Origin of the sequence: Sarcina ventriculi (genome assembly GCF_900456775.1) — a bacterium.
Lineage (GTDB): Bacteria > Bacillota > Clostridia > Clostridiales > Clostridiaceae > Sarcina > Sarcina ventriculi.
Map to the genome: position 1 here is coordinate 14,073 of NZ_UAUL01000012.1, position 21,587 is coordinate 35,659.

Below are 21,587 nucleotides of genomic sequence, written 5' to 3' on the forward strand. Positions count from 1 at the left end.
AATAATAACCTTTTATTATAATATGAGCATTGGTATTTTTTTAGTAACTATCCTATAAAGCTATTCATCTAATATCTCTAAACCACTACCTAATTTACTTATAAGCTCTTGCTCCAAAGTTATAGATTCCTCATCAGCATCTTGCTTATCTACAACACATCTAAATTTAACTGTTTCCTTAAAAACTTCTGATAAGACATCTTCTACTAACGCCCTATATTCTGGCTTTTCTAACCTATCTTTATTAAACTTAAATTGTTCTTCATATTCTATTGTAATTATTCCATTTTTACAAGCTATAGGTTTACCAGTCCTAAGAGTTGCAAATAAAATCATTGCCCTTCTTGATTTTAAATGCTCCAAAACATCATTCCAAGCCTTCTTAACATCATCTATTTCTAAAGTTGATTCAGAATTTACGTCTAAAAGCGTAGTTGAATCTTTTTCTTCATTAACAATTTTACTTATATCATTTATATTATTATCTGGTACTACACTAACACTAGACGCTTCTATACTTGAGCTATTTTTATCATGTACAGCTTTAATCTTTATATTACCGCTTTTTAATATTTCTTCTAATTTATTTATTCTATTTAATAAAACTTCCTTTGAAGTATCGTATTCTATTTTGCACATTTTAATTATAGCAAGCTCTAAATCAATTCTAGATTGCTTGCTTAAAGCTAAACTATCTTCACCTTCTTGCAAAATTTTAATACATCTCATTATTTCTTCTACTCTAATTCTTAAACTTTGCTCTTTAAGTCTTTCTATATTTTCTTCAGATGTATCTAAAACATCTTCTGGATTATGAGTTATTTTTATCATTAAAAGATTTCTAAAATGATTCATCAAATCCTTAATAAATATGCCCATATCCTTACCGGACATTACAAGTTCTTCAATTATAAGCATGGATTTTTCTATATTTCTTTCAATAATAGCATCTATTAGTCTAAATAGATTATCATTTGTTACAAGACCTAGTATCTTAAGTAAACTATTATAATCAACCTTTTCATTCCCCATAGATATTGCTTGTTCTAATATACTAAGGGAATCCCTCATCGCACCATCTGACACCCTAGCTATTAAATTTAAACTTCTATCATCTGCAAATATACCTTTTTCTACGGTAATTTTTCTAAGTCTAGATACTATTTGTTCTTTATTTATTCTTTTAAAGTCAAACCTTTGACATCTTGAAAGTATAGTTATGGGTAATCTTTGTGGATCTGTAGTTGCTAAAATAAAAACAACGTTTTTAGGTGGTTCTTCTAAAGTTTTTAAAAAAGCATTAACAGCACCCATAGATAGCATATGAACCTCATCCATTATGTAAACTTTAAAATTAGCTTCTTGGGGTGGATACTTTACATCCTCTATAATTTCTCTTATCTTATCAACACCATTATTAGATGCCGCATCAAGTTCTACTACATCAATAGCTAATCCATCATTTATCTTTAAACACATTTCACATTCATTACAAGGTTCCCCATTTTTAGGTTTTAAACAGTTTAATGCCTTTGCAAATACCTTTGCTGTAGATGTTTTTCCTGTACCTCGAGTTCCACAAAAAAGATATGCATGAGATGTTCTTTTATTTATTATTTCATTTTTTAAAGTAATAGTTATATGTTCCTGACCAATAATATCTTCAAAATTTTTAGGTCTCCATTCTCTATATAAAGCTTTATATGACAAAAAATTCACCTCTCTAAGCTTAATTAATTTCTTAAACTCTTAATCTAAATTCTAAAATTAATTATATATGATAAAATTAAATAAACAAAATTAAATTTAAGGAGATATACTATGTTTTCTATAATAGTTGCCCATAGCAAAAATTATGTTATTGGAAATAACAACTCTTTAATTTGGAATCTTCCAACAGACTTACAAAGATTTAAATCACTTACTACTGGCAAAACAATTATTATGGGAAGAAAAACCTTTGAATCCCTAAAAAATCCTCTACCAAATAGGTTTCATATAGTTTTAACAAAAAATCCTAATAAATTTAAGAATCAAGAAAATGTTATATTTACTAATAATTTAGATGAAATTATTAGTAAATATAAAGATTGTAAAAATGAAATTTTCATAATAGGTGGAGAAGAAATTTATAGAATATTTTTAAATTACACATCTAAAATATATTTAACAAAAATACTTAAAGATTTCAAAGGTGATGCGCACTTTCTTAAAGTAGATTATTCATTATTTAAAAAAGACTTTGAAAGTGAAGTCTTTTTAGAAAATAATATCCATTTTATTTTTAAAGATTTCTCTTTAAAATAACTTTAAAGATGAGTAAAGAAATTAATCCTTACTCATCTTTGTCTTTTTCTTTAAGAATATCAAATTAAATATTTTACTTACAATCCAATAGATAGCTATAACTATCAAAATATCGAATATAAAATTAAATAAATATAATTGTTTTGATGTATCACATCTTCCATTTCCAACAAAAGGCATTGGGAATTGCAAAATAGCTATAAGCATTAAACACCATAAAAATTGTATTTTATTTTTTATATAGTAACTTTTTTTATTTTTAATATATTCAAAAATAGATATTATAAAAATTAAAGCAAATGAACCAACTATAAACAATAAATTTTTAGGTAAATAAGTTTTCAAATCTGACCAATAAGTAAATCTATTAAATTTTCCTATAGGTTCCTTGTTATAAGAATAACTGTATTTTCCTAAATTATTTGATGTATTCAAAGCCATTGTCGCTGTATATTCCATACCCTTCATTAAACTTGAAAAATGTGTTAAATAATATATCGCAAGCTTTGAATTGCTCATTTTACTATAAAAAACTTCATCCATATACTCTGTGTGAGGTATAAATCCATCTTTATAGTCATCTATAGCTTGATATGAATTCGTTCCAGAATTCACTTCCATTTTCGGATTTAAACCTAAATCTATTAATGCTTGCTCTTTTTGCTCTTTACTACTAGCATTCTCTAAAACCCCTGTAAACACGGAATTATAATGAGTATCATCACCTATGTCTACGTGTCTAAGATTTATTCCTATAGGATAAGCCACTATAAGAATGAATGCTATTATTAAAACTATAAATTTTTTCTTACCAACTATCTTCCTATTATTCCATATGATTTTCCCTAAAATAAACATTATAATAGGAAGTGCAGATAATACCTGCATTTTAGAACCTATAAATAACCATGCACTTATATATACAAAAATTATGTTTATAAAAACATGTTTATCATTTTTCATAATATGCTTTTTATATATGTAATGTAAATATGATGCTATTAATAACATTAAAGTTGTTATCATCATAGGTTCACCATAAAGTGAATTAAAAAACACTAAATAATTACCATCTAAAAATACAAATAATCCCAATATAGCAAGGACTGTAAATTTAAATTTACTCTTTATATTAAAGTTTTTTAATATTATCACCATAGAAACGATATATATAACAGCATATAAAATAGCTAGGTAGTTAGATTTAAATATATCACTTCCAAATAACTGACAAATTAAATTAATAAATGTTATAAAATACCCCATACTAGTAGATATGATTGTAAGTCCTATATTATATAATGTATACGGCATTATTAAATAATCTGATGTTGTATACTTATAGTATCCTATATGATTTAATATGTAATTATCATAATGTGTTCTAGTTAGTCTACAAACGTCCATGACTCTTTGAAAATCACCTTGGTCAGCTACCCCTGGATAGGGATACGTAAACAGCACATAATAAGTTATGCCAATTGCAACTAAACAAAATAATACTAGTATAACCCTCTTATATTTCTTATTCTCATCCATATTCATAACCTTTCCCCAAAATTATATACTACTTATTATCAAAATTTATTTTTTCTTTAACTAAATATAAAGGCCTATTTTTACTTTCATCGTAAATTCTTGCTATATACTCGCCAATAACACCTAAAGATAATAGTTGAACCCCACTAAAGAAAAGTATGACACACATAGTTGATGCCCATCCCATACTAGTATCGCTCATAATCTTTGTTATTATTGTATAAATTATAAGTAGTATTGATATACCTATTGTACCAATACCAAATATAGCAGTAAGCTTAAGCGGTTTAGTTGAAAAACTTACAATTCCATCAGTTGCAAATTTTATCATCTTCCTCAATGGATATTTTGTTTCTCCAGCAAATCTATCATCCCTATTATATTCTAAAGGCACTTGATCAAATCCAATCCAACTTACCATTCCTCTTATAAATCTATTTTGTTCTGGCATTTCCTTAAACGCTTCAACAACGATTCTATCCATTAACCTAAAATCTCCGGTATCTTTAGGTATCTCTATACTAGCCATATACGATAACACCCTATAAAAATATTTCGCTGTAAGAAGCTTAAATTTACTTTCACCACTCCTTATTTTTCTTTTTCCATAAATAACTTGATGACCTTCTTCCCATTTACTTATCATATCCGGTATGATTTCTGGTGGATCTTGCAAATCAGCATCTATTATTACTATCGCATCACCGTTACAATTAAAAAGTCCTGCTGTTACAGCTGCTTGATGACCAAAATTTCTCGAAAAATCTATTATCTTAACACATTTATCCCCTTTGGCTATACTTTTTAAAATCGCTAATGTTCTATCCTTACTTCCATCATTAACAAAAATTATTTCATGATCCATAGACTCTATACCATTAACAACATTTTTTATTCTATGATAACATTCATAAGCTACTAGTTCCTCATAATACATGGGAACTATTATACTTAAAAGCTTTTTTTCCACTTATATCACCTCATAAATGCGATTTAAAACTACAAAATTATATGATCTTAATATAGCTAAAATATTATATTTAATTGCAATTATATAAAATAATTATAAAACAAAAACCAGGTAGTTAGCACCAACTCGATGTTAAATTACCTGGTTTCTTTATGCATAACTCCCAATGAACTATTTATTAATATCATTGTTTGTTCAATAAATCAATATTTGAGTTGTGCACCCTACTCTGGCAATAATCTATGGCCGTTACCTATGTAGTTAACTCAAATTAGACTTATCCACGGCACATGAAAGTGACTGCTTATCGCTGCTTCCTTCCGGACCTGACGAGGTTCACAGGGTTCCATCGCGTGGGGCCTAACTCTCAACATCACTTGCATAGGTCGACACCACAAATTAAGACCTCGGTAGGGAATTCAATCCTGCTGTAGCGGATTGCAGGTTACAGGGCACCGCTAACTCCCCATCTAGCACAACCTTGGCGGAGAGAGCGGGATTCGAACCCGCGGTAGAGTTGCCCCTACACACGCTTTCCAGGCGTGCTCCTTCGACCACTCAGACATCTCTCCATACTTCGTATTATATTTTTATTTTTGCATTAAATTAAATATTTTATTATTAATTTTAATTAAAAATTTGCATCTAAAATTCAAATCAATTACTTTTTCATTTTATCATATTAGTTTTGATAGTTCAATATAAACATTTAATTTAATAAGTAAAATGTAAAAAATAATATATTTTTTTTAAATATTACAAAACTAATTTTTATATAAAATATTTACAAAATATGTAAATATTTTATATAATTATAGTATAATAACTTTTTAATTTCATAGAGGGGATATTTTTATGGAGAATTCTATAACTAAAACTAAAAAAAAAGAGTCTAAAAGTGCTGTATTTTCGATAAGAATAAAAAGTAGTCAAAAAGAATTACTTAGTAAAAACCCTTGGATAAAAAGAGAGCTAGAAGATTATATAAGAACACATTTAGATGGTTTTTCAAGCTAAACTCTTCTTTAATATACTTTATCAACAAAATTAAAAATAAAAGATGGACTATATACAATTATTTTTTGCAACTAGTCCTCCTTTTATTATTTATCCTAACAACCTATTAACTAATCCATTATCTAATATATTTTCCATATCATTTTTACTTCTATTTACTATTATATGTCCATGTAAATTTAAAGTTTCTATCGTTACAATATGTTCATCAACTAATTTTTCACTTATCTTATTACATTTATTAAGTATTATAAGGTTACTTACTTGTAAACTTGGTAATATTGCCGTAGACATATTTTTAAGTAATATATTTAAAGTAGTGACATCAATTACATTAGTTATATTCCCTATTCTTAAATAAGGCTTTAGTTCCCTGCTATTTAACACTTCTAATAAACTATTTATATCTTTACCTACACTACATTCTATAATTATTCTATCTGGATCATAAAACCTTAATAATCTTAATATTCTCTCCACATTCATTTCATAATTTATAGAAAAATCTTTAATTGTTATCCGTTTTTTATTTATGAAACCTAAATCAAAAATTTCCTTTCCATTCTCACACTGTATCACAATAATTTCTTCTCTATAATTTTTTTTATTCAATATAGATTTTATTAAACTACTTTTCCCTGCATCTAAAAAACCTGTTATTAAATCAACTGTACACTTAGCCACACCGATTCCCCCATGTAATATTAATTTAAATTTACACTCATATATCTCTAATTTTTAATAAAAACAGATTATTTTATATTTTATCCCAAGCATGATATATCTTAAAATTACATATTATATAGTAAATTTATATTCTTTAAATTAAATTTTATTACACAAAAAAAGCCTTATTAAATACAATAAGGCTACAAATTTTAATTCTATTTTTAAAATCTATAAAATAAATTATTTATGTTTCTAATATGTTTAAGTTTTATTCTTATTTTAAGCTATTACCAATGTTTTTATCTCAGATTTATTAGATAAAAACTCTTTTTTTATGCATTCAAAAGCTTTTTTATATCCATGTTTTCCATATTGATAAATTAACATCAGATTTAAACTAGTCCCAAACCAAATTCTACAAAATGTATTATCTAACACTAATTTTTCATAATTATTTCCCTTTATAATTATGTTTTCTTCATCTTGTATCAATTTTGAAAACTGATTCACTAATTCCATTAAAATTTTTTTAGCTTCTTCAGGTCTTTCTTCAATTATATTTAAAAAATAATATGACCACACCTGTAATAAATTTTCATCTATCGATATTCCACAAACCTTATTCCCTATGGTTTTTTTTAAAAAATTATACAAACAGGTAGCTACTTTTTGAGAATTATCATTAAACTTTTTTTCATAAAAATTAATATCATAGCCTACCATCATTTCAATTTTATCCATAAATTATCCCCCTTTTATAATTATATCACAAAAGAGGGATTTAAAGGATTATTTTAATCTTTTACTTTTAAAGAAATTAATTAAAATATCACTACATCTTTTATCATGATACCACACTAAATCAACAAAATAAGGAAGATTAGCATTTTGAAGTATATTTATTATAGAGCCACCAGCACCAGTTGTATCATCTAAAGTTCCTATATGAACCCTAGATATTCTACTTTGAAGTATCGCACCCGCACACATAGGACATGGTTCTAAAGTAACATACAATTCACAACCCGAAAGTCTCCAGTTATCAAGCTTTTTACACGCCTCATTTATTGCTAATATTTCAGCATGAGCTAATGGATTTTTTAAATTCTCTTTAAGATTATGAGCTGTTGCTATCACTTGTCCATCTTTAACTATAACAGCCCCTACAGGAACTTCCCCTAAATTTTTTGCTTTTTTAGCTTCCTCTAAGGCTAAATCCATCAAAATACTATTCCTCCTAAATTTTAGATATATATTCTAACCTTTATTATTCTATTCTTTTTAATATCTTCTACTATAAACTTTATATTTTCATTAACTATCTCTTCGTTTATTTTAGGTATTCTTCCTAATATCCCAATAATATATCCGCCTAAAGAATCAAACTCCTCAGATTCAATTTCTATACCTATTTCTTCACTTAAATGAGTAAGCTTTATACTTCCTTCAGCAAGATATTCATTATCTTTTATCTTCCAAATTTCATTCTCATGATGATCATATTCATCTTCTATTTCTCCAACTAACTCCTCAATTAAGTCTTCTATAGTCACAATTCCAGCTGTTCCACCATATTCATCTAAAACAACAGCTATATGATTTCTAGTCTTTCTCATTTCATTTAGAAGTTCAGTTATTTTTTTAAACTCAAAAGTATAGAAAGGTTCTCTTATAAACTTATTAATATCAAAATCTTCTTCTGAATCACCAAGCAAGACCAAATCTTTAACATTTAGTATTCCAACAACATCATCAATATTTTTATCAAAAACAGGAAATCTAGAAAACTTATCTTCCCTTAGTGTAGCCAATATATCTTCATAGTTAGAATCTTTATTTAATCCTACAATGTCTAATCTTTGAATCATTATATCTTTAACTTGAAGAACCCCAAATTCAAAAACATTGTAAATTAATTCTTTTTCTTCTTCCTCTAAGACACCTTCCTCTTCTCCTACAACTACCATAGTTTTAAACTCTTCTGCAGTTATAAAAGGTTCTGTTTTATTAACGCTTCCGCCTAAAATTTTTATAAAAGCATTCGATATCTTATTACAAACCCATATAATAGGTCCACATACCTTCACTATTATAGTTATAGTTTTTGCTACTTTAAGAGCTATTTTTTCACTGTTTTGTTGTGCTAAATTTTTAGGTATTATCTCTCCAAATAAAAGAACTAACATAGTCATAATAACAGTTGATATAACTACTGCATTAGAACCAAAAAAACTTGCCGCTATAGCACTTGCTAAGGACGCTGAACCTATGTTAACTACATTGTTAGCTAAAAGTACTGCACCTAAAAATTTATCTGGGTTCTCAATTAACTTTTCAACTAATTTAGCCCCCTTAACTTCTTCCTCTACCATGTGTCTAATTCTAATTTTACTTAATGACAGCAATGCTGTTTCTGAAGCCGAAAAAAAACCTGATAATATAAGCATTATTATAAGTATTATAATCTGAAACGTATCAGACTCTCCCAAGAAAACCACTCCCTATTTCTTTTTATTATAGTTTATCTAATCATATATATTTCTAATACTTAATTTATTAAAGGCAACATTAGAAATTGACTATTTACTTGTAAAAAAAAACCCCATATAAATATGGAGTTTTATTACATGGTATCCCCAGTAGGAATCGAACCTACATCTATCCCTTAGGAGGGGATTGTTCTATCCATTTAACTATGAGGACTTACTATGTATTAATTATAATTTTATAGCCTTTAGAATATTATGTCAATACATTATTAAATTATATTTAATAATAAAGTTATTAATATTAAATAATCATATTAATATTCCATTTAAATATATATCTGTAAACTCTTCTATAACTTCATCAATATGTGCATCATCATTATCTAAAAGCTCACGTATTGCAGTAGACATTAAACTACCATAAAAAATATGAGCCATTAAACTTGTATTTCCTTCTTTTATTTCGCCTTTTTCTTGAGCTTCATCTAATATTAACTTTATTCTATTAATATATGAATTAACTCTCTCTCTCAATTCTAATTGTCTTTTTTCAGTTCCCCAAAGCTGACTTAATATTATACTAAAAAAATCTCTTCGCTCAGATAAAAGTCTTAATTGAGTTGAGCATATACATTTTAATTTATCAACAGAGTTTAAATCTGAATCAACAACCTTCTTAAGATTATTTTCCCATCTCTCAACTCCTCTTCGTATTACAAATTTAAATATATCCTCTTTATTTTTAAAGTTATAATACAAGGTGCCTTTTGCAACCCCCGCAACAGCTGCTATTTCATCCACAGTTGCACCAGCATATCCATTAGTTGAAAATACTTTTATAGCAGCAAAAAATATAGCATCTTTAGTATTACTCATAATTAAATTAATCCTCCAAATTCTTTTTATATTCTAATAATATATCATTTACCTTTGTTAAACAATATAAAGTTATTGTTTACATATTATATTTTGTAAATCATTTTTAAATTTATTTCTATTACCATTATATACTACAATACTAATTCCCATTTCTTTTGCTCTATTAATAACTATACTTTTAGATGGTTCCATGGTCGCCACTAAAATTTTTTTTACATTTGCTCCACCTAATTGATTAGCATATATATTTAATTCATTTAATGCAACTTCATCATATTTTTTTGAATCTTTACAAGATATACATATTAAAACAGAATCTTTAACTGCAACTACATCCAATTCATTTTTAATATTTTCCTTTTCTTTGCTCCAAAAAAACACTACACCACTCTTTACATCATCAATATTTTTTATTTCTTTTATTATAAGTTTTGTAAAAATTTCAAACCAAGTACCACTTTTAAAAATAAAACCTTTTATATATTCATTTAAAAACTTAATTTCTATACAATCACCTTTTTGTGTATACGTTATTTGATTATTTTCCTCTAAAAAATGTATACACTTATTTATTAGAATTATCTCATCATTATTTAAATAAGTCGTATTTATCTCTAGCATTTCAGGATTAAAAGGATTATGAATAAATAAATTAGAATCAGTAAGTCTTACTCTATATTTCTCCCAAGTTTCTAAATTATTAGCAATTATAAATGTCATTTTATTTATAATCTCTTCATTAAAAGAATTTTCAGAATCTATTGCAATAGAACCTCCTATACTTTTTATAATTTCTTCTACATTGAGGTCATAAATATTTTCTTTTTTTATAGTTATATCATCCAAAGACATATTAATTATTTGCTTATTTTTTATATCTAAAAATTTACAACAAATATTATTTTTTAACGATAATGTATAAAATATTAATACATCTAAAACATTTTCTGATGTTAAATTAAATAAAGCATTGTTTTTTTTATATTTTAAAATTAAATTTTCTAATTCATCAATGCTCTTATTATCTATATTTTCTTTTAAAAAAGTACATGGTAAATTGGTGTAATAATCTTCTATAGATTTTAAAATATCTAAGTCCTTATTTCTATATAAAAACAAAACACTTTTAGGCTTGTATTGATGAGTCAATAGAATTGAAGAATCATTATGGCAACTTATAAGATTTATAATTAATTCAAATTCCATAAAAATAAATACCTAACTTTCTTTTTTTATGTTATTTTTCCCTTGCAATTTATTTATATTCATTTAATAAATAAGTTATAATTAAATGAATTATAAAGGAGGATAAATAATGAAAAAACTATATATTATTATAAGTATTTTAATAGCAATAATAATTATTATTGTAATTGGTATTCTTATAGCACTTAGGTCAAATCCTACTCTTGCATACCTACAAAATACCAATGAAACTATTATACAAGCTACTGATGCTTTAACTAATATGCAAAAAAATATATCTATAAATTCAAAAAATGACCTTATCTATAATCAGGGTGAAGCTTATGAATATGGCAAGCAATTTGAAAATATTTGGAATAATTATGATAAAAACAATAAAAATACCCCCAACATAAAAGACTATTATACTAAAACTAAAATAATAGAAACTCAAGAAAAACTTGCATATAATTTTCTAACAAATGGGGTAACACTATATTTAAACGGTAGCGCTAACAACGAAGCAACTGGAATATCTTGTATAAAAAAAGCTTATTCAATAATAAACACATTAAATAAAGATACTATTCCAAATACGACAAATGATTTTAAAGAAAAAATAAATAAAATACAAACTTAGTATTCCCAAGTTTGTATTTTTAAATTTACTTATTTTATACTATTGATTACACTATTTGGTATAGTAAATTCTACTACCCCCATATATCCTGGAGCTACTTCATACTCATCAAAAGATATAACTATTTCACCATTATTATTTATATAAAAGTTTTGATTTTTATCTATTTTTTCAAAATCACTATTATCAATGTTCTCATCATCTATAAAATATAATTTATTTTTATCATTTTTCATTTGTTCTCTCATTTGTTCTTTTATATTAGAAGAAATAACATCAACATAATTTGTACCTTCAAACAATCCTTCTAATGTTAATACACATTGCTTTTCTTTATCTATAGTGTAATATTTTACTGTATTATATCCTGAAGCTTCTACCTCTGATGTTTCTACCTTTATAGTAAGATACTTATCATTGTCAGTTATAATCTTAAAGTTGGAATTTATACTTATCTTTCCATTGCTATCAATTATTTTGTTATAAAGAGCCTTTCCATCTTCAATAAATTGATTATTCATAGAAAGTTGCAAATCATTGTTTTTCAACCCTTGTATATTAGGTACATTAATATCTGCATTTTTATTTCCATCATTTACAGTGTAATTTTGAAAATTAATAACCTTAACTATTCCACCTACTACTGGTATACTTTCTAAATTCTCTGCAAATACTTGATTAGTGTTTATTCCTAAAGTTAACGCCATCGCAGCTGCTGTGGTTCCAATTCCTAATCTCTTCATTATCATCATATTTTTATTTAATTTTTTTTCTCTTTCAAAGTTCCTTATAGTTTCATTTACTACTTGATCTAATCTATTTGGTATTCTTATATCTTCATATTTTTCTTTCATATTTTTCATAATTTACCTCCTAAAATTGCATTTGTATATTTAATTTCTTAATAGCAGAATATAATCTTGTTTTTATGGTATTAATATTTTCATCTAACACCTCTGCAATTTCCTCAATTTTCATATCCTCAAAGTATCTAAGTATTACCACAGTTTTATATTTTTCTGGAAGCTTATCCAATGCATCCTCTAAATCGAAATCCTTGTATATATCATTTGAACTAATATTGTTAAAATAAACATCATCATCAACATAAACATATTTTTTATTATCTCTTATAAAATCTATGGAACATCTTAAAAGTATTCTATAAAACCATCCTTTAAAATTTTCTATTTCACCTATAGAATCAATAGATTTTAATCCTTTATATATAGCATCTTGAACTATATCTAATGCATCATTTTCATTTTTAACGTAGCTATATGCAATCCTATAAAAAGTTTCTTTATTTTCAATAATATAGGCTTTAAACTCATTCTCTAAATTTTTCTTTTTAGCTTTAAATTTAAAAACATTCATAACTACTAACTATACCCCCTCACATATTAATCTTTTGAATTATCATATATAAAATCAATTTTATCTTGTATCCTTTACTCTATTTAATTCTTACATTTATAAGACGATTTATTATAATAAAAAGTTTTAAAATTTTATATTTTTTATATTAGTAAATTAAAGAAATCTTTAAATATTAACTATACTAATAAGACGCTGAAAACTTATAAAAAGTTTTTATTTTTTATAAAAAAAATAAGAGCAATATATTTAATAATTGCTCTTATAGTTATGTATAAAATACTTTTTTATTTTATATGCAAAAAAGTCTAATCTTCAATAATGAAAATTAGACTTTTAAAATATTGGTGCGGCGGAGAGGATTCGAACCCCCGACCAATCGGTTCGTAGCCGACTACTCTATCCAGCTGAGCTACCACCGCATATCAATATTATAATATCATAATTATTAAAATAAATCAATAAATACTGAGTTTTTAACAAAAAAAGTTAATTACATATATAGATAAAATATATTGTAAAACAACATTGTTCTACTTAAATTAAAACTATTTTATTCCTAATAAAAATATTTAAAATCAACATTGTCTAAAACAATATTGATTTTAAATAAAAATACAAAATATCTATTTAATATAATATTACTTTTTACACCTAAAATAAAATTATTTTAATAAAACATTATTTTTAGTTATAGATTATTATTCTCTTTTACTATATTTAAAATTACATCTACTGCTTTCCTCATAGATTCTACAGGTATATATTCATATTTTCCATGAAAATTTTCTCCTCCTGTAAATATATTAGGAGTTGGAAGACCCATAAAAGATAATCTTGCTCCATCTGTGCCACCTCTTATAGGTTTCACAAGTGGAGTTACATTAGCACTTTCCATAGCTTTTTTAGCCATATCCACAATATACATTACAGGTTCAACCTTTTCTTTCATGTTTTTATAGCTATCTTTTATTTCAACGGTTACACGATTTTCTCCATATTTTTTATTTAATTCTTTTTCTATTTCTACAAATCTTTCTTTTCTGCTTTCATAAGTATCTTCAAAGAAATCTCTAATTATAAATACTAATTTTGTTTCTTCAACTTCACCACTCATTGATATAAGATGTGAAAAGCCCTCATATTTTTCTGTTTTTTCAGGTACTTCATCTAAAGGAAGTTTGGAAATAAACTCATGCGCTAACATCATTGAATTAACCATCTTTCCTTTTGCATAACCAGGATGTACATTAGTTCCTTTTATTAAAACAGTAGCAGTTGCTGCATTAAAATTTTCATACTCTAATTCTCCAATATGTCCACCATCTAATGTATAAGCAAAATCTGCTCCAAAACCTTCTACATCAAAATGGTCAGCCCCTTCTCCAATCTCTTCATCTGGTGTAAATGCTATTTTTATATCACCATGCTTTATTTCTGGATGATTAATTAAATATTCTACCGCTGTCATAATTTCAGAAACCCCAGCTTTATCGTCAGCTCCTAAAAGCGTTGTTCCATCAGTTGTTATTAAAGTTTGACCTATATATCCTTTAAGTTCTGGCGAAAACTCCGGTGATAAAATAACACTATCATTTAACTTTATATCTTTCCCATCATAATTTTCCACTATTTTAGGGTTAACATATTTACCATCCATATCTGGAGCTGTATCCATATGTGCTATAAAACCTATTGTAGGAACCTTTTTGTCTAAGTTCCCCTCTAATGTAGCATAAATATATCCATCATTACTTATCTTAACATCTGATAATCCTAAATTTTTTAATTCACTAGCTAATACTTTTCCAAATTCTAATTGACCTTTAGTGCTTGGAGTAACCTTAGTTGTTTCATCAGATTTAGTATCTATTTTTATATATTCTAAAAATCTTTCCTCAACTTTTTTCATAAAAACACCACCTTAAATTCTTAAATTTAATTTGTCATTAATTGCATAAACTTATTATACATTACTAATGATTATTTTAAAACTAAACTTATTGTTTAAACAGTTATTTTTTGGAAATAATTTAAAATAATTATTAATAAAAGGAGATTTGTTTTTATGAATAAAAATAAAAAAATAAAAACTTATATATTAATAAGTATAAATCTTACAATTTTATATTTACTAGTGTGTTTTTTATTTTATAAAAATAACTTAAATAAGTTTAAGGAATACATAAATTCTGAAAATTATATAGAAGCTAATAATATTTTAACTAATAAACATTTAAACTTAATAAATACTTTAAAATTAAAAAATACATGCAATGACATATTAAATGAACATTTAGATCAGTTAAACAATAATTATTTATCAAACAACATATCTCAAGAAAGTTTACTTTTAAAATTAACAACATTAGAAAATCTTAACTTAAACACAACTCAAACTACAACAATAAAAAAAAATCTTCCTTTAATTTCTTCATCAAACGAAGCATATTCAAAGGCAGTATCTTTATTTAATGATAAAAATTATGAAGAATCTTTAAATTCTTTTAATGAAATAAGTTCTTTTTATCCTAATTATAGTGAAATTTTAGATTATAAAAAACAATGTATAGATGTTTTAAAATCAGAAATTTTTAATAAAGTAAACAATCTAATAGAAAATAATGCGTTTTCTGAAGCTATAACCATCATAGAAGACTCTCTAAAAAAACTAGATTACAATATAGAACTGCTTAACAAATTAGAAGAAATAAAAAAACTTAGAATGAATTATCTAGAAGAATATAGTGAAGATAGCATAAACAGTAATGCAAATTCAGCCCAAGCAATGTCTTCCTTTTACAATAAATTAGACTCATCAACAATAAATACCTTCGATATAGATAGTAAAACAGATAAATTAGTCTTTGTTAACATCAGTGAACAAAAAACCTATATATACACGGGAAATTCAAACAATTGGCAATTAGAAAAGGAATTTGTTTGTTCTACTGGAATTGAAAATAAAGAAACACCAATTGGAATATTTGAAGTTCAAACTAGAGCACCTTGGTTTTTCGCATCTAAATATGGTCAAGGAGGTAAATATTATGTGCAATTTATGGGAAACTATTTATTTCATTCTATCCCATTTGCAGAAGACCAAGAAACTATTTTAGATGAAACATTAGGAGAACCAGCTTCACATGGTTGTATAAGACTTGATACCGAGGATGCTAAATGGCTATATGATAATGTTTTAGATGGAAGCAAAATAATAATCTATTAATTTTAAATTACTACAAATAAATTTTAAAAGGTATTATTAAGTTTTAATAATACCTTTTTTCCACTCAATCTATATACTTTAATTATTTTCCTTCTTTTATAGCATTAACTTCTGCTATCATTTGAGGAATAACTTTAACTATATCTCCAACTATTCCATAGTCCGCAATCTTCATAATAGGTGCTGACTCATCTTTATTTACAGCTATAATTAAATCTGAATCCTGCATACCAGCAACATGTTGTATTGCTCCTGATATACCACAAGCTATATATATATTAGGTCTTACTGTTTTACCAGTTTGTCCAACTTGATACGCCTTATCTAACCATCCTTTATCTACTGCAGCTCTTGATGCTGCAACTACTCCGCCTAATGCTTCAGCAAGTTCATAAAGTAATTTGAAATTTTCTTGTGAACCCATTCCTCTTCCACCAGCTACTATAAAATTAGCTTCAGAAATATCAACTATTTCTTTATTTTCCTTAACAATTTCTAAAACTTTAGTTCTTATATCCTCAGAAGATAAATTAACTTGAATCTCTTCAACTCCGCCTTCTTTTTCCTCTTCTTCAAGCTTTTCAAAAACACCTGGTCTTACTGTTGCCATTTGCGGTCTATGATCAGGACAAACTATTGTAGCCATTAAATTTCCACCAAAAGCAGGTCTTGTGGCAAGTAAATTTCCATTTGTAATATCTACATCTAAAGAAGTACAGTCAGCTGTAAGTCCAGTTTCTAATCTTGCAGCAACTCTAGGTCCTAAATCTCTTCCTATAAATGTTGCTCCTATAAATAATATTCCTGGTTTTCTTTTATTTACTAAATCACAAATAACTTTAGTATATCCATCTGTTGTATAATGCTCTAACTCTTTATTGTCAACAACTAAAACTTCATCAGCACCATGATTTCTTAAACCTTTGCCCAAATCCTTTATTCCACTGCCCAGTAATAATGCTGTTAATTTAATACCTAACTTATCAGCAATTTTTCTTCCTTCTCCTAATAATTCTAGAGAAACTTTTTCTAAGTGACCTTCCCTTTGCTCTGCAAACACCCATACTCCATTGTAATCTGCTATATTCATTACTTTTCTCCTCCTAATCTTAGATGTAATGTTTTTCTTTTAATTTGCCAAATACATAACTTACTGCTTCCTGTGCTGGCTTATTAACTATTTCTCCAACCCCTTTAGCTTCTTTAGTCATTGATTTTTTAACCTTTGTTGGAGATCCTTTAAGTCCCAATTCTGCCTTATCAACATCTATATCATCAGCTGTCCATATAGTTACTTCTTTATCTACCTTTCCAAATATATTTCTAACATTCATATATCTTGGCTCATTTAATTCTTTTATAGCAGTCAAAAGAACTGGTTGCTTAACTTCTAATAATTCATATCCATTTTCTAAAGCTCTGTTTATTATTAAACTATCATCCTTTACTTCAATACCTTGAACATAAGTTACTTGTGGTATATTTAAATGCTCAGCTATTTCTGGACCAACTTGAGCTGTATCTCCATCAATCGCTTGTCTACCAGCAAATATTATGTCATAATTTAATTTTCTTATAGCTCCAGCTAAAGTTTTTGATGTTGCTAAAGTATCAGATCCTGCAAATGCTCTATCAGATATTAAAATGGCTTCATCCGCTCCCATACATAATGCTTCTCTTAAGGCATTTTGTGCTTGAAGAGGTCCCATACTAACTACTGTTATATGAGCTCCATGCCTATCCTTTATTTCAAGTGCTGCTTCTAAAGCATGCTTGTCTTCTGGATTTATAATTGATGGAACACCATCTCTTATAAGTGTTCCTGTTTTTGGATCTATTTTAACTGCTGTGGTGTCTGGTACTTGTTTTAAACAAACTACTATATTCATATCTAATGTCCTCCTTAAATTATCTTAAAAGACTTCCTGCAATAACCATTTTTTGAACTTCTGAAGTTCCTTCATATATTTCTGTTATCTTAGCATCTCTCATCATTCTTTCTACTGGGTATTCTTTAGTATATCCATATCCACCAAATAATTGAACAGCCTTAGTTGTTACTTCCATAGCAACTTCAGCAGCAAATAATTTTGCTCTTGCAGCATCTACTGTATATGATTTTCCTGCATCTTTTAAACATGCAGCTTTATACACTAAAAACCTTGCTGCTTCTATTTTAGTGCTCATTTCAGCTACCATCCATTGTAAACCTTGGAATGCAGATAACGATCTTCCGAATTGTTTTCTTTCTTTTAAATAAGTTATCGCTTCATCTAAAGCACCTTCAGCTATTCCTAAAGCTTGTGCAGCTATTCCGATTCTACCGCCATCTAAAGTTTTCATAGCTACTTTAAATCCTTGACCTTCTTTTCCAATTAAATTTTCTTTTGGAACGACACAATTTTCAAATATAAGTTCAGTTGTTGATGAAGCTCTTATCCCCATTTTATTTTCAACTTTACCTATTGAAAATCCTGAAAAGCCTTTTTCAACTATAAATGCTGATATTCCTTTTGTTCCTTTGCTCTTATCTGTCATAGCAAATATTATAAAAGTTTCAGCAACTCCACCATTTGTTATGAATATCTTACTTCCGTTTAAAATATAGTTATCCCCTTCTAATCTAGCTGTAGTTTGTTGACCTGCTGCATCTGTACCAGCCCCTGGTTCTGTTAAACCAAATGCCCCAATTTTTCTACCTGAAGCTAAGTCTGGTAAATATTTATTTTTTTGCTCTGGTGTACAAAATTCATTTATAACTGATGCACATAGAGAAGTATGCGCTGATAACACAACTCCTGTTGTTGCACAAACTTTCGATAATTCTTCAACACATAAAATATATGATAATACATCTCCACCAGCTCCTTCATACTCTGGTGAAAAAGGAATTCCCATTACTCCAAGCTCAGCCATTTTCTTTACTGTTTCCATAGGAAATCTTTCTGTTTCATCTATTTCAGCTGCTAATGGTTTAACTTCATTTACAGCAAATTCTTTAATCATTTGTCTAACTAGTTCTTGTTCCCTTGTTAATTCAAAATTCATTTGAATCTCCCTCCCAATATTTTATAACATTATTTATTTTGAAAATTCTTTTCTCTTCTTTCTATAAAGGCAGTCATTCCTTCCTTTTGATCTTTAGTTGAGAAACATTTTCCAAAATCATAAGCTTCTATATCAATAGCATCATCTATATTAACTTGCATTCCTCTATTTATGGAATCTTTACATAATTTAACAGCTATTGGTGCATTTTGTGCTATTTTTTTTGCCATAGCCTTAGCTTCTTCTAAAAGCACTTCTGGTTCAACAACTTTATTTACTAATCCAATTTTTAAAGCTTCATCAGCCTTTATTATATCGCAAGTATAAATAAGTTCCTTTGCCTTTCCAATTCCAACAATTCTAGGAAGCCTTTGAGTTCCGCCAAAACCTGGAGTTATTCCAAGACCTACCTCAGGTTGACCAAATTTTGACTTTGTAGATGCAATTCTTATATCACAAGCCATTGCAAGTTCACATCCACCACCTAAAGCAAATCCATTCACAGCTGCTATCACAGGTTTATCTAATTTTTCAATTCTTCTAAATATTCTATTTCCTAATAAACCAAATTCTCTTCCTTGTTCTTCATTTAAATCTTTCATTTCTGAGATATCTGCTCCTGCAACAAAAGCTTTTTCCCCAGCACCTGTTAATACAACAGCATATATTTCACTATCTTTTTCTAAAACTTCTATAACCTTATCTAACTCTTTTAATGTTTCAGAGTTTAAAGAATTTAAAGCTTTAGGTCTATTCATCGTAATAACAGCTATATTACTATCCTTTTCTAAAAGGACGTTTTTTAACTCCATGCCACATTCTCCTTTTCAATACGCCTAGTCTCTCTAAAATCTAGTGACTAGGCTTTTTGAATTTATTTAACTTTATTATAATTTATAAACTACAATGGGTAAATTATTTTACTAATTTAACAGTTACTGCAACTCCCATTCCTCCACCTATACAAAGTGAAGCAAGTCCATTTTCAACATTTCTCTTTTTCATTTCATGAACTAGCGTAGTTAATATTCTAGCACCTGATGCACCTAATGGATGTCCTAATGCAATAGCTCCACCATTTACATTAACTCTATTATTAACCCACTCATCATCTATTTCTTCATATTGATTCTTTAATTCATTAATAACGCCCAAACTTTGAGCTGCAAATGCTTCATTTAATTCAACTAAATCCATATCTTTTAATTGAACATCACACCTTCTCATTGCGTCATTTATAGCAGCTACTGGGCCCATTCCCATAATTGATGGATCTACTCCACCTTGTCCTATGGATGTTATCTCAACTATCGGAGTTAATCCTTGTTCTTTAACAGCCTTTTCTGAAGCCACTAACACTATGGTTGCCCCATCATTTATACCTGATGCATTACCAGCTGTTACCGTACCATCACTTTTAAAAGCTGGTCTTAATTTTGAAAGTTTTTCTAAATTTGTAGTTCTATTTGGATATTCATCAGTATCAAATACTACCGTTCCTTTTTTCCCTTTTATTTCTATAGGAACTATTTCATCTTTAAATCTACCAGAATCAACAGCTTCAATCGCTCTTACTTGAGATTTATAAGAAAATTCATCTTGCATTTCTCTTGTTAATCCATACTTTTTTGCAACGTTCTCAGCAGTTATCCCCATATGATAATTATTAAATACATCAGTTAATCCATCTGATAATAAAGTGTCTTTTAATTTTAAATCTCCCATTTTATTACCTAATCTAGTTTTACCATCTACTGCAAAAGCCGCTTGAGACATAACTTCAACACCACCTGCTAATACTACGTCTGCAAGTCCTGCCTTTATTGAAGTATACGCATTTATAACACTCTTCAATCCACTCCCACAAACCATACTAACTGTATATGCTGGAACTTCCACAGGAATCCCTCCAGCTATTGAAGCTTGTCTTGCTATATTTTGACCATGACCAGCTGACAAAACATTACCTATTGCAACTTCATCTATAGTTTTTACATCAACACCTGATTCATTTATAACATTTTTAATAACTTGTGCTGTTAAAGCTGCTGGTGCAACTGGTGCAAGTGTTCCTAAAAATTTTCCTATTGGACTTCTTTTTGCTTGTACTATATACACTTTTGACATAATAAATCTCCCCACTTTTTTAAAATTTTCTATATATCATTTACCCCTAATAAGCTATGAAAATTATGTAAAATAAATGACAGCTTTTTCATTATACCTATTCAGAAAGAT

At 27.4% G+C, this 21,587-nt stretch carries 21 protein-coding genes, 3 tRNA genes and 1 other RNA gene; 4 read left to right on the forward strand and 21 right to left on the reverse strand.

The window, feature by feature from the left end; genetic code table 11:
* Positions 1-60 precede the first annotated feature (60 nt).
* Complete coding sequence (dnaX, locus tag DR020_RS11270) at positions 61-1,710, reverse strand: DNA polymerase III subunit gamma/tau (protein WP_112366004.1); 1,650 nt, start codon at positions 1,708-1,710, stop codon at positions 61-63.
* A gap of 111 nt (positions 1,711-1,821) precedes the next feature.
* Here dnaX and DR020_RS11275 point away from each other — a divergent pair, with 111 nt between their 5' ends.
* A complete protein-coding gene (locus DR020_RS11275; RefSeq protein WP_112366005.1) occupies positions 1,822-2,307 on the forward strand; it encodes a dihydrofolate reductase in 486 nt (161 codons plus the stop codon).
* Positions 2,308-2,328: 21 nt separating this feature from the next.
* On the opposite strand, the gene wsfD is transcribed toward DR020_RS11275, so the two are convergent.
* The 4 genes from wsfD to DR020_RS11295 all read right to left on the reverse strand — a co-directional run bounded on the left by wsfD (position 2,329) and on the right by DR020_RS11295 (position 5,388).
* Positions 2,329-3,852: a glycan biosynthesis hexose transferase WsfD gene (gene wsfD, locus DR020_RS11280; RefSeq protein WP_112366006.1), complete on the reverse strand. Its 1,524-nt coding sequence runs from the start codon at positions 3,850-3,852 to the stop codon at positions 2,329-2,331.
* A gap of 22 nt (positions 3,853-3,874) precedes the next feature.
* Positions 3,875-4,816: a glycosyltransferase family 2 protein gene (locus DR020_RS11285; RefSeq protein ID WP_235865699.1), complete on the reverse strand. Its 942-nt coding sequence runs from the start codon at positions 4,814-4,816 to the stop codon at positions 3,875-3,877.
* A gap of 215 nt (positions 4,817-5,031) precedes the next feature.
* Positions 5,032-5,295: signal recognition particle sRNA large type (ffs, locus tag DR020_RS11290), an RNA gene on the reverse strand.
* A gap of 3 nt (positions 5,296-5,298) precedes the next feature.
* A tRNA-Ser gene (locus DR020_RS11295) sits at positions 5,299-5,388 on the reverse strand.
* A 283-nt stretch (positions 5,389-5,671) separates the two neighbouring features.
* Between DR020_RS11295 and DR020_RS12295 the strand changes: the two genes are divergently transcribed.
* Positions 5,672-5,833, forward strand: a complete 162-nt coding sequence (locus DR020_RS12295) for a hypothetical protein (protein WP_160110478.1) — start codon at positions 5,672-5,674, stop codon at positions 5,831-5,833.
* Between the two features lie 90 nt (positions 5,834-5,923).
* Here DR020_RS12295 and DR020_RS11300 read toward each other — a convergent pair whose 3' ends face one another.
* The 7 genes from DR020_RS11300 to DR020_RS11330 all read right to left on the reverse strand — a co-directional run bounded on the left by DR020_RS11300 (position 5,924) and on the right by DR020_RS11330 (position 11,076).
* Complete coding sequence (locus tag DR020_RS11300) at positions 5,924-6,517, reverse strand: GTP-binding protein (RefSeq protein WP_055260095.1); 594 nt, start codon at positions 6,515-6,517, stop codon at positions 5,924-5,926.
* 264 nt (positions 6,518-6,781) lie between these two features.
* Complete coding sequence (locus tag DR020_RS11305; RefSeq protein WP_055260096.1) at positions 6,782-7,243, reverse strand: hypothetical protein; 462 nt, start codon at positions 7,241-7,243, stop codon at positions 6,782-6,784.
* A gap of 48 nt (positions 7,244-7,291) precedes the next feature.
* The gene (locus DR020_RS11310; RefSeq protein WP_082412358.1) at positions 7,292-7,726 is read right to left on the reverse strand and encodes a nucleoside deaminase; all 435 of its coding nucleotides are present in this window, start codon (positions 7,724-7,726) and stop codon (positions 7,292-7,294) included.
* Between the two features lie 20 nt (positions 7,727-7,746).
* A complete protein-coding gene (locus DR020_RS11315) occupies positions 7,747-8,991 on the reverse strand; it encodes a hemolysin family protein (protein WP_265327747.1) in 1,245 nt (414 codons plus the stop codon).
* Positions 8,992-9,130: 139 nt separating this feature from the next.
* Positions 9,131-9,205: transfer RNA gene (locus tag DR020_RS11320), tRNA-Arg, on the reverse strand.
* Between the two features lie 95 nt (positions 9,206-9,300).
* On the reverse strand, positions 9,301-9,867 hold the full coding sequence (locus DR020_RS11325) for a TetR/AcrR family transcriptional regulator (protein WP_055260098.1): 567 nt from the start codon (positions 9,865-9,867) through the stop codon (positions 9,301-9,303).
* A gap of 72 nt (positions 9,868-9,939) precedes the next feature.
* Positions 9,940-11,076: a Card1-like endonuclease domain-containing protein gene (locus DR020_RS11330; RefSeq protein WP_112366007.1), complete on the reverse strand. Its 1,137-nt coding sequence runs from the start codon at positions 11,074-11,076 to the stop codon at positions 9,940-9,942.
* Between the two features lie 109 nt (positions 11,077-11,185).
* Here DR020_RS11330 and DR020_RS11335 point away from each other — a divergent pair, with 109 nt between their 5' ends.
* The gene (locus DR020_RS11335) at positions 11,186-11,695 is read left to right on the forward strand and encodes a hypothetical protein (RefSeq protein ID WP_112366008.1); all 510 of its coding nucleotides are present in this window, start codon (positions 11,186-11,188) and stop codon (positions 11,693-11,695) included.
* Positions 11,696-11,724: 29 nt separating this feature from the next.
* Here DR020_RS11335 and DR020_RS11340 read toward each other — a convergent pair whose 3' ends face one another.
* From DR020_RS11340 to pepT, 4 genes are all read right to left on the reverse strand, one after another.
* The gene (locus DR020_RS11340) at positions 11,725-12,558 is read right to left on the reverse strand and encodes an RsiV family protein (RefSeq protein WP_055260101.1); all 834 of its coding nucleotides are present in this window, start codon (positions 12,556-12,558) and stop codon (positions 11,725-11,727) included.
* Positions 12,559-12,568: 10 nt separating this feature from the next.
* Positions 12,569-13,072: an RNA polymerase sigma factor gene (locus DR020_RS11345; protein ID WP_058993957.1), complete on the reverse strand. Its 504-nt coding sequence runs from the start codon at positions 13,070-13,072 to the stop codon at positions 12,569-12,571.
* Between the two features lie 345 nt (positions 13,073-13,417).
* Positions 13,418-13,494, reverse strand: a tRNA-Arg gene (locus DR020_RS11350).
* Between the two features lie 269 nt (positions 13,495-13,763).
* Positions 13,764-14,984 (reverse strand): peptidase T, encoded by a 1,221-nt coding sequence (gene pepT, locus DR020_RS11355; protein ID WP_112366009.1) that lies wholly within the window; start codon positions 14,982-14,984, stop codon positions 13,764-13,766.
* A gap of 156 nt (positions 14,985-15,140) precedes the next feature.
* Between pepT and DR020_RS11360 the strand changes: the two genes are divergently transcribed.
* On the forward strand, positions 15,141-16,301 hold the full coding sequence (locus tag DR020_RS11360) for a L,D-transpeptidase (RefSeq protein WP_055260104.1): 1,161 nt from the start codon (positions 15,141-15,143) through the stop codon (positions 16,299-16,301).
* Between the two features lie 82 nt (positions 16,302-16,383).
* On the opposite strand, the gene DR020_RS11365 is transcribed toward DR020_RS11360, so the two are convergent.
* The 5 genes from DR020_RS11365 to DR020_RS11385 form a co-directional block, all read right to left on the reverse strand.
* Positions 16,384-17,391, reverse strand: a complete 1,008-nt coding sequence (locus tag DR020_RS11365; RefSeq protein WP_112366010.1) for an electron transfer flavoprotein subunit alpha/FixB family protein — start codon at positions 17,389-17,391, stop codon at positions 16,384-16,386.
* Positions 17,392-17,410: 19 nt separating this feature from the next.
* Positions 17,411-18,190 carry an electron transfer flavoprotein subunit beta/FixA family protein gene (locus DR020_RS11370; protein ID WP_055260106.1) on the reverse strand — a complete coding sequence of 260 codons (780 nt, stop codon included), beginning with the start codon at positions 18,188-18,190 and terminating at the stop codon, positions 17,411-17,413.
* Positions 18,191-18,209: 19 nt separating this feature from the next.
* Positions 18,210-19,349 (reverse strand): acyl-CoA dehydrogenase, encoded by a 1,140-nt coding sequence (locus DR020_RS11375; protein WP_055260107.1) that lies wholly within the window; start codon positions 19,347-19,349, stop codon positions 18,210-18,212.
* A gap of 29 nt (positions 19,350-19,378) precedes the next feature.
* Positions 19,379-20,161, reverse strand: a complete 783-nt coding sequence (locus tag DR020_RS11380; RefSeq protein WP_112366011.1) for a short-chain-enoyl-CoA hydratase — start codon at positions 20,159-20,161, stop codon at positions 19,379-19,381.
* A 103-nt stretch (positions 20,162-20,264) separates the two neighbouring features.
* Positions 20,265-21,476 carry an acetyl-CoA C-acetyltransferase gene (locus DR020_RS11385; protein ID WP_112366012.1) on the reverse strand — a complete coding sequence of 404 codons (1,212 nt, stop codon included), beginning with the start codon at positions 21,474-21,476 and terminating at the stop codon, positions 20,265-20,267.
* Between the last annotated feature and the right edge of the window lie 111 nt (positions 21,477-21,587).